A 12,071-nucleotide genomic window follows, 5' to 3' on the forward strand; every position below is an offset into this window, starting at 1 on the left:
GGCTTTTCCCTCTGCTCAGTAGGCATATTCCAGAAATGCGGGTTCGACGGAACTGCCCCAAACTGTGTTGTACTGGGATAACATCTGTTCGGCTGATGTTGTACCACGCGCAACGACTTCTTCCAGCGAAGAGAGATAGTGCGTCTCGTCGAAACCTTCACTATTGAGCATCGCTCTGTTTCGAAGGCCAAGCTTCGAAATAGCCAGCACGTCGCGCGCTATTTCGTGGACGGAACGATTGCGTAATTTGGCCTGAAGGCCCTTGGCGGGAACCTCATCGCGCAATGCCTGAACTTCTTCGTAGCTCCAGTCACGCGTCATGGCTTCCGCTGCATTGAGAGCCTCGGCATCATAGAGCAAACCTACCCAGAACGCGGGCAGGGCGCAGATACGCCGCCATGGTCCACCATCTGCGCCGCGCATTTCGAGGAAGCGTTTCAGCCGAACCTCGGGAAAAAGCGTTGAAAGATGATTGGCCCAATCACCCATATTGGGCGTGCTTTCCGGTATCGAGTCCTTAAGTGCACCATTCATGAATTGCCGGAACGTCACATGGGTACAGTCGTGATATCGTCCATGGCGCATGACAAAATACATCGGGACATCCAGCGCCCATTCAACATAGTCGGCAAAGCCGAAATTTTCATTGAAGATGAAGGGCAGGACGCCCGAGCGATTATTATCGGTATCCCGCCATATCTCCGAACGCCACGAAAGCAGGCCATTTGGCTTGCCTTCCGTGAAAGGCGACATGGCGAACAGTGCGGTAGCGATGGATTGCAGTTTGACCGAAACCTGCATCTTGCGCCGCATGTCGGTTTCCGATGAGAAGTCCAGATTTACCTGGATAGTACAGGTGCGGTACATCATGTTCAGTCCATCTTTGCCAACCTTTGGCATATAATTGGACATGATATTGTACCGGGATTTGGGCATGCGCGGTGTTTCGGCAAGCGTCCATTTCGGGCTGCCGCCAAGACCAAGAAAACGAATGCCGAGGGGTTCGGCAATCTCGCGGACTTGAGCCAGGTGAGCGTTGGATTCGCGGCAAGTCTGATGGATGGAAAGAAGCGGTGCGCCGGAAAGTTCGAACTGTCCGCCCGGTTCAAGCGAAATTGCCCCTTGTCCTGTTGGCTCAACCAGGCCGATAATATTACCTTCGTCAATGATCGGTTCCCAGCCGAGTTTAGACTGCATGCCTTCCAAAATCGCGCGAATACCGCGTGGCCCGTCATAGGGAACCGGGCTGTTATGCTCGGTGTAGAAGGGAAATTTCTCGTGTTCCGTCCCGATCCGCCAGGCAGATTCCGGCTTTGATCCTTCCGCGAGATGCGCAGCCAATTCTTCTGTATTGGCGATCCGTGTTTCGTCTGTCGTGTCCCGCGCCATGACTGGTGTTTCCATTATTGAAATATTGTTGGGCGTGATTGGCCATTTTTTGCATGAGAGCGCAAGCAAATTTCATTGATAGATCGATCAACAGAAATTGCTTCTCACCAATCTCCGATTGTCGCCTGAATCAGGGCGAGTGCAGCTACCGCCGCAGTGTCTGCCCGCAAGATGCGCTGACCAAGCGGAATTGCCGTTACAAAAGGCAAGCTGCGTAATCTCTGCCGCTCTTTATCGGAGAAGCCACCCTCTGGTCCAATGATCACGCCAAGAGGCGTTTTAGGCAATGATTCCAACAGAGGTAGGGGATTATGTGTGTCGTGTCCCTCGTCGCAGAAGATCAACCGCCGCGCGGGGTCCCATTCATCGAGCAATCTTTCCAGTTTCAAAGGTTCGCGCACTGCAGGTATCGCCAAAACTCCACATTGTTCAGCTGCTTCAATTGCATTTGCTTCAATGCGCTCAATGCCGATACGCGCCACTTGCGTGTGTTGGGTTATCACTGGTTGCAGAACGCCGGCACCCATTTCAACGGCCTTCTGCACCAGATAATCGAGCCGCCCCTGCTTCAGTGGTGCGAAACAGTAGATCAAATCAGGGATTGCGGGCTGTTCACGGGTCAATTCTACGGGCTCAAAATACAGCTTTTTCTTGCTCTCGAACCGCAAGACTGCCCGCCATTCCCCGTCGCGGCCGTTGAAGATAAGAATCTCATCGCCATCCTTCATCCGCAAAACATTGACTAGATAGTTGACCGCTTCCGGTGCAGCATCAGCCTTGCTTCCCGTTCTCAAGTCCGCAGCAACAAAAAGCCGTTGCATCTTATAGTTTGCGCGCATCATTGGCTCCGGGCGTCAGGCGAGGGGTGGCAAGCGGCGTTTTACCGGCGAGGATTTGACAATTGCAGTGTTTGTTTCAGCCTTTTCGGCCAAGCGGTCAAGGATGCTGTCCAATTGCTGCATTGTTCGGAACTGTAATTTGCCGATAAAGCAATCATCACCTGTGACCTTATCGCATTCGGTAATTTCCGGTGTTTCCTGGATCAGCTTTTCCACGATGTGGATCATGCCGGGGAGCGGCCGTACCCGCACAATTGCAGTCAGATTATAGCCTAATGTCTGTGGGTCAATATCGACAGTGAAGGCGCGGATGACCTTCTTTTCTTCCAGTCGTCGCAGTCGTTCTGAAACGCTCGGCGATGATAGACCCACTTTTTGGCTGAGCTCTTTCAAAGAGATACGCGCGTCGTCAACCAGAATTTCGATAATGGTCCTGTCGAGTTCATCAAGCATGTTTTTTCCGTAAGGCTCTTAGCTAAAATAGCCTTCATTAAAAAGGTTGAACGCCAATATTCCTGTCTCAAAATCATATCAATTCCCGAAGCCGCCGCATAGTCTGTTCCTTAACAGCTAAGGAGAACAGGCAATGGAAAGAGATATCGTCAGAGGCAGTTTGGAAATGACCGCAGCAATGGTCATTTCCGGTACGATTGGCTGGTTCGTATTGATGTCAGGTCAACCTGTTTTCTCCGTGGTGTTCTGGCGCTGCGCCATAGGCGCGTTGACATTGCTGCTTATTTGCGGCGCTTTGGGTTTGCTTCGCCCTAATGTGATCTCGTTGAAAATTCTGGGATTGGCCATGATAGGCGGTGTCGCAATTGTGCTTAATTGGGTTCTGCTGTTTGCTGCCTACCCGCGCGCATCCATCGCAATCGCCACCACAGTTTATAATGTACAGCCGTTCATGCTCGTCGGTTTGGGAGCATTAATGTTCAAGGAAAAGCTCACAGTTACAAAGCTGGCGTGGCTGGCACTCGCATTTGCGGGTATGTTGTTGATCGTGCAGGCGAAGCCAGGTGGAATCTATAGCGGATCTGACTACATGGCCGGTATTGCTTTGGCGCTCGGCGCGGCATTTCTCTATGCCATAGCAGCGATCGTCGCCAAACGGTTGAGAGGCACCCCGCCGCATTTGATAGCGCTGATCCAAGTGAGCGTCGGCATTGTGATGCTCGCGCCCCTTGCCGATTTTACTACTCTGCCACAAAGTACGGGTGAGTGGGCGAGCATCATAACCATAGGCATCGTGCATACCGGGCTAATGTATATCCTGCTGTACAGCGCTATACAGAGACTACCCACCCACATCACTGGCTCGCTATCCTTCATTTATCCGGTGGCCGCCATTCTGGTTGATTATTTTGCCTTCGGTCATGCTTTGCAGGCAAGTCAGCTACTAGGCTCAGCGATAATTCTGATTGCCGCTGCCGGAACAAGTCTGGGCTGGAGCTTTCGCAGGCCGGTGATTGTCAATGCAAAAATTTGAAGTCTTATCTCGTAAGCGGTGTGAAGCCTGCTCTGAGAGCCTGAACTGTGGAAGGCGGTGTAAGCAAGGTTGCCTTGGATAATTCGATTTCAGCCGATGAATAGCCTTCCCAAGACCAGAGCAGCGTCTCCCCCTTTCTGACCAGAAAAGCATTGGCTCCGCTGGCCAGCATGGTTCCATCGGGCAGGTCGCGAACTGCGCTTTTGAGTGGGTGGTGTCTTTTGCGGCCCTTTTGATCAAGCCTTTCGCCGTGGAGTATTGCATCCATCTGTGGTGCAGATGGCAGCTCGGTTGCGTTTCCATCAGCCCAGGCCGCTTGAAACTCTTTGGCTCTTTGCCGCTGGCAGTAGAAGCAGGGGCGATGCCCCGCGCTAAGAGCGGTAGCTTCATCGAGAAAGAACAGCTCAGTCCAGCTTCGGCGCGCCATCACATCGCGCCGTACATTCTTGAACTGGCAAACGCAGATGATCCAGGCGCGCGATGACCATCGCCTTTTTAAGAGCGTTTTAGTAGCGGGGTCATGGATAATGCCGCGGTTTCCCATCAGCGAGCCGCGTTGTGTTACAGCAATAATGTCGCCAAAGGGTGTGACACGATTTTGCAGGGGCATCTTGCGGCTTCCGGTCATTGAGTCCTCATGCTATCCGGGAACATAGTCAATACACATCAGGGTCGCCATGCACGTTCTTGTCGTTCAGAATTATCACAATACCGGACTTGGACAGGTTGGCACCGCGTTAAATGAGGCCAATGCCTCGATTGACCTTCGCAGCGCCTATCTTGGCGAAGCTTTGCCGAGCAGCCATGACGATCACGACGCGATTGTCGTCCTTGGCGGTGATCAAAATGCCCTGGCTGACGAAGAATATCCCTATCTCCCGCAACTCGCTGATCTCATCAAAAAATTTGGCGATGCGGACAAGGCGGTTCTTGGCATATGTCTTGGTAGCCAATTGGTGGCGCGGGGCTATGGCGCTACCAACATTCTTGGCCGTCCAGCGGAATTTGGCTGGCAAGACGTGATCTGCACGGCTGAGGCTGCGTCGGATCCGGTGCTCTCCGCCGTCGAAGAGCGATTTCCGATCTTTCATTGGCACAGCGATACTTTTACGCTGCCGGAGCAGGCAACACATCTCGCCCTAAGCCAGATGACAACCAATCAAGCCTTCCGGATCGGTCGGGCAGTCTACGGTATCCAATTTCACTTTGAGGCTGACACGCGCCTTGTCGACGAATGGAAACACGTGTTCCATGACCAGATAGTTGAAAGTTATCCGAATTGGCTTGCTAATTATGCCGGTAACGTTGCGAAGGATGGTGCTGCTGCAGACGCAGCAGGACTCGCTCTGGCTCGTGCGTGGGTAGCGCTGATCCGATAGCGGGCATCCGGCTTTAGTTGCAGCTATGCAACATGTGTATCCTGAATCGCTTCAACGCTGCTCAAATATGTGGAACGTGTCTTCAATTCACTAGTTGGTAACGAGTGTGTCCTTTAGTGGGCACACGCACAACTGGCATCAAGCCAGAACAAAGCTAGCAACGGAAACGCCTAAGATGACCACCAAAAGTGCCGCCCTTTTGACCGCCTTTATGCTGTCAGCTATTTTGTTCATGGGCGTTGGTTTGTTTTCCGTTGATGCTGGCGGGCATCCGGTATCAAGCGATGGATACGGGATCAGCACGTCGTTTCGCCGATAGGCTCGATTATACGGTCGCTTCAAGAAACGTCTTGTTCGGCCCATCGATCATAATCGCGCTAAGCCGTCCGCTGGCATAGGCACCAGTATCCAAATTAATTCGATTTGGCCTGATTTCGACCTCGGTCGCTGGCGTATGCCCGTGGATGATGATTTTGGAATGAGGCCGTTGATCATCCAAAAATTCGGACCTGATCCAGATCAAATCTTCCTGACTCTGTCGTTCAAGCGCAATGCCGGGGCGAATACCGGCGTGGCAGAAGAAAAAATCTCCAAAGATCATTGATCGGGGTAGTCGTCTGATAAAATCCAAGTGGCTGTTCGGCACAGCGCGCTTCAATGCTTCATGACCTGATGCGACCGACAGTTCATTGTTGAAATCAATATTCACACCATAGGACAACCCCGTCTGGCGACCGCCGCAGCGAGCAAAAACACCGTAAGCGTCGCCAGTATTGAGAAAATCAACAAAACCAACTTCGTGATTGCCGGCCAGGGCAAGTATTCGATGATTTTTGCGTTGTCCATTGATCAGGAAATCGATGACGCCGCAGGAGTGAAGTCCCCGATCAACATAATCGCCAAGATGCACAACCACCCAATCAAAGGGCGGTGACTTTTCATTCTCCATGTAGATACGTCGATGCATCTCTTGCAAAAGATCAAGCCTGCCATGCACGTCGCCTATGGCATAGATGCGCAATTTATCGGGACCCCGGGCATGTTTGAAATCGACTGTTTTCATGATCCGTCATTGAAAGCTGTTTCGAAATCAAATCTTGGCACGGTTTGATGCTTTAACAAATATGAATGTCTGAATTGACCACTGGAACAGCATGACGCAGTCTAAGCGGATCATTGGGATGTTATAGCTCTTTCCGAAGACTGTGACTGGGAGGAACAATGCCGGGACTTGTTATGCCAAAGGCTGACGAAGCAACCATGTCGCGTCGTGCAGCTATTGTTGCAGCCCTGCAGGCAATTGTTCCGGGCGAAGGCGTCGTTGATGCCACGAACGAAATGCGCGTATTCGAATCGGATGCGCTGACTGCTTATCACCAGTTGCCGCTTGTTGTGGTACTTCCCCAGACCGTGGCGCAGGTCTCGCTCATTCTCAAATATTGCTATGAAAACAATGTGAAGGTTGTTCCGCGCGGCTCTGGCACATCATTGTCTGGTGGAGCTTTACCCTTGGAAGATGCGGTGCTTCTGGTCATGACCCGCTTCAACCGCATTCTTGAGATTGATTACCCCAACAGAACCGCTGTTGTGCAGCCGGGCGTCACCAACCTGGGAATAACCAAGGCAGTAGAACATGAAGGTTTTTATTATGCGCCTGATCCTTCTTCGCAAATTGCCTGTTCGATTGGAGGCAATGTTGCAGAAAATTCCGGCGGCGTTCACTGTCTGAAATACGGGCTGACAGTAAACAATGTTCTGGGTCTGGAGATGGTGCTGATAACCGGGGAAGTCATTCGGCTTGGCGGTAAGCATCTCGATAGCGAAGGCTATGACTTCTTGGGACTCATGACCGGTTCGGAGGGTTTGCTCGGGGTTGTCACTGAAGTTACCGTTCGCATTTTGCAAAAGCCAACGACAGCACGTGCGCTTATGGTAGGCTTTGCTACAAGCGAGCAGGCCGGACAATGCGTGGCAGAAATTATTGCAGCGGGGATAATTCCAGGTGGTATGGAAATGATGGATCGGCCGGCGATCCACGCGGCCGAAGATTTCGTTCATGCGGGCTACCCTCTTGACGTTGAAGCATTGCTCATTATCGAATTGGACGGGCCGGCCGTTGAGGTTGACCACCTCATAACTATGGTTGAAGCCATCGGTCGCAAGAATGGCGCGACGACTTGCGTCATATCGCAGAGCGAAGAGGAGCGCATGGCATTTTGGGCAGGGCGCAAGGCTGCCTTCCCGGCGGTTGGTCGTATTTCGCCCGACTACCTGTGCATGGATGGCACAATCCCGCGAAAAGAGCTGCCGAAAGTCCTTGCCGGGATGCGCGAGCTTTCTGAGAAATATGGCTTGCGCGTTGCCAATGTTTTCCATGCAGGCGATGGCAATCTCCACCCGCTCATCCTTTATGACGCCAATATCCCGGACGAATTGCACAAGGCAGAAAGCTTCGGTGCGGATATATTGCGGCTTTGCGTAAAAGTTGGGGGCGTATTGACCGGCGAACATGGGGTCGGTGTTGAGAAGCGTGACCTCATGCCGGAAATGTTTAACGAGATCGATCTCAATCAACAGATCCGCGTCAAGTGCGCTTTCGATGAACGGCACTTGTTAAATCCCGGCAAAGTCTTTCCGCAGTTGCATCGTTGTGCGGAGCTTGGCCGGATGCATGTGCATCGAGGTAAGGTGCCATTTCCAGATATACCGAGATTCTGAACTTGAGCACATTCAATCCCCACTCCGAAGATGAGATTGTCGAGATCGTGCAATGGGCGCTGTCTGAACAAGCCCCGATTGAGATCATCGGTCAGGGCTCCAAGCGCGAACTCGGACGTCCTTTGCAAACGGAACACACGATCGCCTTATCAACCTATTCGGGCGTGACACTCTACGAGCCCGACGAGCTCGTGCTGGCGGCAAAGGCCGGAACACCGGTGGCTGAACTGGAAGCACTGCTTGCTGCCAGCGGTCAGGCATTTCAGTTTGAGCCAATGGATTATGGGCCATTGCTTGGTAAAGCTGCGGGGCAGGGCAGTCTTGGCGGCCTGCTTGCGACAAATCTTTGCGGCCCCCGCCGCCTTAAGGCGGGCTCAGCGCGCGATCACGTCTTGGGTGTGCGGGTTGTCTCCGGGCGAGGCGAATTGTTCAAGTCAGGTGGCCGTGTCGTAAAAAACGTGACGGGTTATGATCTTTCGAAAGGCATGGCACATTCGTGGGGAACCTTGGGTGTTGCAACAGAAATCACATTTAAAGTTCTGCCCAAGCCCGAAGCTGAGACCACTCTGGTACTGCGCGGATTAGCCGACGATGAAGCCGCCCGGGCGATGGCGATTGCAATGGGTTCAAGCGGAGAGGTGGCTTCCGCGGCGCATCTACCCGGCAATGTCGCCAGCCGTGTGATTGGCGGTACCCTTCAAGGTGAAGCCTCGACCTTGCTTCGTCTTGAAGGTTTTGCGCCTTCCGTCGCCGATCGCGCGGAAATGCTAAAAAAACTATTGGCGTCAGCGGGTACGGTTGACACGTTGAGCGAAGATATATCCCGAAATCTGTGGCGCGAAATCCGCGATGTCATACCATTCGCGGATGGAACGGAGCGTCCGGTCTGGCGGGTGTCGATGGCGCCGATGGAGGCTTACAAACTGGTTGCCTCTCTTCGCATGGGCGCGGCGGTCGACGCGTTTTATGACTGGCAGGGCGGCTTGATCTGGCTGCGGATGGAAGGCGATCCGGAGGCAGAGGCTGTCCGTGCGCTTGTTGCAAAGTATGGCGGAGGTCACGCAACATTGGTGCGTGCTTCAGTGGCTCTGCGTGCCGCATTGCCCGTATTCGAACCGCAACCCGCGCCTTTGGCAGCCCTGTCGAAAAGGTTGAAACAACAGTTTGACCCCAGCGGCATATTTAATCCCGGTCGCATGGTTTCAGGAGTGTAGGATGCAAACCAACTTTACTCCCGAGCAATTGCTTGATCCCGGTGTCGCAGAGTCGGAAAAGATACTGCGCAAATGTGTGCATTGCGGATTTTGTACCGCGACCTGTCCTACCTATGTCACGCTAGGCAATGAACTCGATAGCCCGCGTGGGCGCATTTACCTGATCAAGGACATGCTTGAAAATGGGAGGGCGGCGGATGAGCAGATCGTCAAGCACGTGGACAGGTGTCTGTCCTGTCTTGCCTGCATGACAACCTGTCCTTCCGGTGTAAATTATATGCACTTGGTGGACAATGCCCGGGCGCATATCGAGAAAACCTATAAACGGCCATTCATCAATCGTCTGACGCGCGCCCTGCTTGCGCTGGTTCTGCCTTATCCGTCGCGTTTCCGCCTTGCAGTGACGGCAGCCAGATTTGGCAGGCCGTTGATCCCTCTGTTCAAATCCGTTGCGGCTTTGAAGCCCATGGCTGCAATGCTGGAACTTGCACCCAAATCGCTTGCTGCAAAATCCCCCTATGCAGAAGCGGGTACGCACAAGGCGAAAACAGCAAAAAGGGGACGAGTCGCCATTTTAACCGGCTGCGCGCAGCCAGTCCTTGCCCCCGAAATTAACGAGGCAACGATCCGGCTGCTGACCCGGCTTGGCATTGAGGTAACTGTACCAAAAGGCGAGGGCTGTTGTGGCGCGCTCGTGCACCATATGGGACGCGAGGAAGCTGCCTTGGAAAATGCCCGCCGGAATGTCGATATATGGACGCGTGAGCTTGAGAATGGTGGCCTTGATGCGATCGTCATCACGGCTTCGGGCTGCGGGACGACGATCAAGGATTATGGTTATATGCTGCGACTTGACGCTGCCTATAAAGAGAAAGCCGCACGCATCTCTGCCTTGGCAAAAGATGTTACCGAGTATCTGACAATGCTGGATTTACCAGAGGCTGCGTATCAAACGGGGGTCACAGTTGCCTATCACTCCGCCTGTTCCATGCAGCATGGCCAAAAAATTACCCGTCAGCCAAAGGATTTGCTGAAGGCCGCCGGTTTTATTGTCAAGGAACCCGCTGAAGGTCATCTCTGTTGCGGTTCGGCTGGCACCTATAACATCATGCAGCCCGAAATCGCCCGCACGCTTCGGAACCGCAAGGTCAAGAATATAGAGGCCACCGGAGCCAGCTTGATTGCAACGGGCAATATAGGTTGCATTACCCAGATTGCGAGTGGAACCAGATTGCCGATTGTCCATACGGTAGAGTTGCTGGATTGGGCTTATGGCGGTCCGCAACCTTCATGCGTCCCGCAAGCCAAGCCTGTGCTTAACATTGCTGAATAAAGGGCAGCGACGCATTTAAAAATGCGCCGCTGCCTTTTCCGGCACCACCCCTGATGCCGGCCCCCGTAACCTTATCTGACGATAACTTTTGTACCAACATTCACCCGCTCATAGAGATCGGTGACGTCTTCGTTGCGCATGCGAATACAGCCGCTCGACACGGACTGACCGATCGTCCATGGCGCATTTGTCCCGTGAATACGGTAAAGCGTGGATCCTAGATAGAGCGCTCGGGCGCCAAGAGGATTTTCAACGCCACCCTCCATATGCGCAGGTAGAATACGGCCCTTGCGTTTCTCACGTTTGATCATCTCGGCTGGCGGGTACCAAGACGGCCATTCTGCTTTGCGACTTATCGTGTTCGTACCGGACCAGCCAAAGCCTTCTTTGCCAACGCCGACGCCGTATCGCTGCGCCGTTCCACCGGCTTCGACCAGGTAGAGAAAACGTTGCGCCGTATCGATGACAATTGTTCCGGGTTGCTCAGGACCATCATAAGCTACGCTCTGCGGCAGGAACTTCGCGTCCATTTCCCGTTTTTTTGGTTTAGCGTCAGTTGATGGAACGGTGGGGCGCTGAAACGAAACTTCGCGCACAGCAGGATTGGAGCTAAGGTTTTTACGCGCTGCTCGGCGTTCGCGTTGCTTGGCACGTGGGCTGGGCTGCTCGTCAAAAACGACATATCCGCGCGGATTGACCGGTGTGCCGACAGGTCGCTGGCGTAGTTGCATAACCCATGGAGCCGATAAGTCAGGACTCATGACCACAGGCGGGCGGGTAGCATAACGTTCGCTGGCAAATGCGCCGGAGGCGATGGTAAGGCCAATGCAGGATAGCAAAAGCAGGCGCGCAGACTTCATGGAACTCAGTCTCGTAATATAACTCTGCTGACAGGTTTTGTCAGGTTTCGGATTGAGTTTGCCAGTGGCAGGGTAGAAAAAAGTGAACGAGAATCGATAAAGCGCAATTTTGGGCGGAAACCATTTGGTATGGTTACCGAAGCGTGTTGCAAGCTGGTTAATCGCCGGTAAAAAGTAAAGAGGACTGGTTATGACTGAAGATGTTCCCGTGAAGACCGGCCTGATAAAAGGTGATGACGGCGCTACGCGCTGTTTCTGGCCTGGTGCTTTGCCTGAATATATTCGCTACCACGACAATGAATGGGGCAGGCCGGTAACGGACGACACGCGACTGTTTGAAAAAATATGCCTCGAAGGTTTTCAATCCGGGCTTTCATGGCTGACAATTCTGCGCAAGCGCGCGAATTTTCGCGAAGCTTTTGATGGTTTCGACTATCACAAGATCGCCCGGTATACCGATAAGGATGTCGAACGGCTGCTTGGTAATGCTGGCATTATCCGCCATCGCGGCAAGATAAATTCTGCTATCAACAATGCCAATCGCGCTATCGAACTGGTTAAAGAAACCGGCTCGCTTGCCGCCTATTTCTGGTCGTTTGAGCCGCCCGCAGACGAGCGCCCCAAGATTGTCGATTATGCAACCCTCGTGGCCAATCCCACATCACCGACGTCAACGCGTCTTTCCAAGGATTTGAAGAAGCGCGGCTGGAGTTTCGTGGGGCCAACAACAATGTATGCGCATATGCAGGCGATGGGTCTCGTGAATGATCATATCGAGGGCTGCAAATGTCGTCAGGAAATTGAAACCATCCGTGCAAGTTTCAAAAGGCCCAAATAACGTTCAATCCTTGCC

At 53.1% G+C, this 12,071-nt stretch carries 13 protein-coding genes; 7 read left to right on the top strand and 6 right to left on the bottom strand.

Going from position 1 to position 12,071, the window contains the following annotated elements; all coding sequences use genetic code 11:
• Positions 1-15 precede the first annotated feature (15 nt).
• From AC6CHM_RS10335 to AC6CHM_RS10345, 3 genes are all read right to left on the bottom strand, one after another.
• Positions 16-1,389 carry a glutamate--cysteine ligase gene (locus AC6CHM_RS10335; RefSeq protein ID WP_115055239.1) on the bottom strand — a complete coding sequence of 458 codons (1,374 nt, stop codon included), beginning with the start codon at positions 1,387-1,389 and terminating at the stop codon, positions 16-18.
• A 104-nt stretch (positions 1,390-1,493) separates the two neighbouring features.
• The gene (locus AC6CHM_RS10340; RefSeq protein ID WP_498173301.1) at positions 1,494-2,228 is read right to left on the bottom strand and encodes a 16S rRNA (uracil(1498)-N(3))-methyltransferase; all 735 of its coding nucleotides are present in this window, start codon (positions 2,226-2,228) and stop codon (positions 1,494-1,496) included.
• 15 nt (positions 2,229-2,243) lie between these two features.
• The gene (locus tag AC6CHM_RS10345) at positions 2,244-2,681 is read right to left on the bottom strand and encodes an Lrp/AsnC family transcriptional regulator (RefSeq protein WP_336440568.1); all 438 of its coding nucleotides are present in this window, start codon (positions 2,679-2,681) and stop codon (positions 2,244-2,246) included.
• A 133-nt stretch (positions 2,682-2,814) separates the two neighbouring features.
• On the opposite strand from AC6CHM_RS10345, the gene AC6CHM_RS10350 reads away from it, so the two are divergent.
• On the top strand, positions 2,815-3,714 hold the full coding sequence (locus tag AC6CHM_RS10350) for a DMT family transporter (protein ID WP_337353630.1): 900 nt from the start codon (positions 2,815-2,817) through the stop codon (positions 3,712-3,714).
• 4 nt (positions 3,715-3,718) lie between these two features.
• Here AC6CHM_RS10350 and AC6CHM_RS10355 read toward each other — a convergent pair whose 3' ends face one another.
• Entirely contained in the window at positions 3,719-4,324 is a 606-nt protein-coding gene (locus tag AC6CHM_RS10355; protein WP_498173302.1) for a hypothetical protein, read from the bottom strand.
• 67 nt (positions 4,325-4,391) lie between these two features.
• On the opposite strand from AC6CHM_RS10355, the gene AC6CHM_RS10360 reads away from it, so the two are divergent.
• Both AC6CHM_RS10360 and AC6CHM_RS10365 read left to right on the top strand, forming a co-directional pair.
• Entirely contained in the window at positions 4,392-5,093 is a 702-nt protein-coding gene (locus AC6CHM_RS10360; RefSeq protein WP_336440566.1) for a type 1 glutamine amidotransferase, read from the top strand.
• Between the two features lie 175 nt (positions 5,094-5,268).
• Entirely contained in the window at positions 5,269-5,412 is a 144-nt protein-coding gene (locus tag AC6CHM_RS10365; RefSeq protein ID WP_336440565.1) for a hypothetical protein, read from the top strand.
• A gap of 6 nt (positions 5,413-5,418) precedes the next feature.
• On the opposite strand, the gene AC6CHM_RS10370 is transcribed toward AC6CHM_RS10365, so the two are convergent.
• Positions 5,419-6,156, bottom strand: coding sequence for a metallophosphoesterase family protein (locus AC6CHM_RS10370; protein WP_336440564.1), 738 nt, complete (start codon positions 6,154-6,156; stop codon positions 5,419-5,421).
• 158 nt (positions 6,157-6,314) lie between these two features.
• Here AC6CHM_RS10370 and AC6CHM_RS10375 point away from each other — a divergent pair, with 158 nt between their 5' ends.
• From AC6CHM_RS10375 to glcF, 3 genes are read left to right on the top strand one after another with little or no spacing between them, the layout of a single operon-like run.
• Positions 6,315-7,811 (top strand): FAD-linked oxidase C-terminal domain-containing protein, encoded by a 1,497-nt coding sequence (locus AC6CHM_RS10375; protein ID WP_498173053.1) that lies wholly within the window; start codon positions 6,315-6,317, stop codon positions 7,809-7,811.
• Positions 7,812-7,813: 2 nt separating this feature from the next.
• Complete coding sequence (glcE, locus tag AC6CHM_RS10380) at positions 7,814-9,025, top strand: glycolate oxidase subunit GlcE (protein ID WP_498173055.1); 1,212 nt, start codon at positions 7,814-7,816, stop codon at positions 9,023-9,025.
• Between the two features lies 1 nt (position 9,026).
• On the top strand, positions 9,027-10,358 hold the full coding sequence (gene glcF / locus AC6CHM_RS10385; protein WP_498173057.1) for a glycolate oxidase subunit GlcF: 1,332 nt from the start codon (positions 9,027-9,029) through the stop codon (positions 10,356-10,358).
• A 71-nt stretch (positions 10,359-10,429) separates the two neighbouring features.
• Here glcF and AC6CHM_RS10390 read toward each other — a convergent pair whose 3' ends face one another.
• Positions 10,430-11,218, bottom strand: a complete 789-nt coding sequence (locus AC6CHM_RS10390) for a L,D-transpeptidase (protein WP_498173059.1) — start codon at positions 11,216-11,218, stop codon at positions 10,430-10,432.
• A 190-nt stretch (positions 11,219-11,408) separates the two neighbouring features.
• Between AC6CHM_RS10390 and AC6CHM_RS10395 the strand changes: the two genes are divergently transcribed.
• Entirely contained in the window at positions 11,409-12,056 is a 648-nt protein-coding gene (locus tag AC6CHM_RS10395) for a DNA-3-methyladenine glycosylase I (protein ID WP_307282953.1), read from the top strand.
• The last annotated feature ends 15 nt before the right edge of the window (positions 12,057-12,071 follow it).

It is taken from the genome of Phyllobacterium sp. GQ127 (genome assembly GCF_059758635.1).

Bases quoted from the DNA above. Each gene is read 5' to 3' on its own strand.
- AC6CHM_RS10335 (WP_115055239.1), bottom strand. From the start codon at position 1,389: ATGGCGCGGGACACGACAGACGAAACACGGATCGCCAATACAGAAGAA.
- AC6CHM_RS10340 (WP_498173301.1), bottom strand. From the start codon at position 2,228: ATGCGCGCAAACTATAAGATGCAACGGCTTTTTGTTGCTGCGGACTTG.
- AC6CHM_RS10345 (WP_336440568.1), bottom strand. From the start codon at position 2,681: ATGCTTGATGAACTCGACAGGACCATTATCGAAATTCTGGTTGACGAC.
- AC6CHM_RS10350 (WP_337353630.1), top strand. From the start codon at position 2,815: ATGGAAAGAGATATCGTCAGAGGCAGTTTGGAAATGACCGCAGCAATG.
- AC6CHM_RS10355 (WP_498173302.1), bottom strand. From the start codon at position 4,324: ATGCCCCTGCAAAATCGTGTCACACCCTTTGGCGACATTATTGCTGTA.
- AC6CHM_RS10360 (WP_336440566.1), top strand. From the start codon at position 4,392: ATGCACGTTCTTGTCGTTCAGAATTATCACAATACCGGACTTGGACAG.
- AC6CHM_RS10365 (WP_336440565.1), top strand. From the start codon at position 5,269: ATGACCACCAAAAGTGCCGCCCTTTTGACCGCCTTTATGCTGTCAGCT.
- AC6CHM_RS10370 (WP_336440564.1), bottom strand. From the start codon at position 6,156: ATGAAAACAGTCGATTTCAAACATGCCCGGGGTCCCGATAAATTGCGC.
- AC6CHM_RS10375 (WP_498173053.1), top strand. From the start codon at position 6,315: ATGCCGGGACTTGTTATGCCAAAGGCTGACGAAGCAACCATGTCGCGT.
- glcF (WP_498173057.1), top strand. From the start codon at position 9,027: ATGCAAACCAACTTTACTCCCGAGCAATTGCTTGATCCCGGTGTCGCA.
- AC6CHM_RS10390 (WP_498173059.1), bottom strand. From the start codon at position 11,218: ATGAAGTCTGCGCGCCTGCTTTTGCTATCCTGCATTGGCCTTACCATC.
- AC6CHM_RS10395 (WP_307282953.1), top strand. From the start codon at position 11,409: ATGACTGAAGATGTTCCCGTGAAGACCGGCCTGATAAAAGGTGATGAC.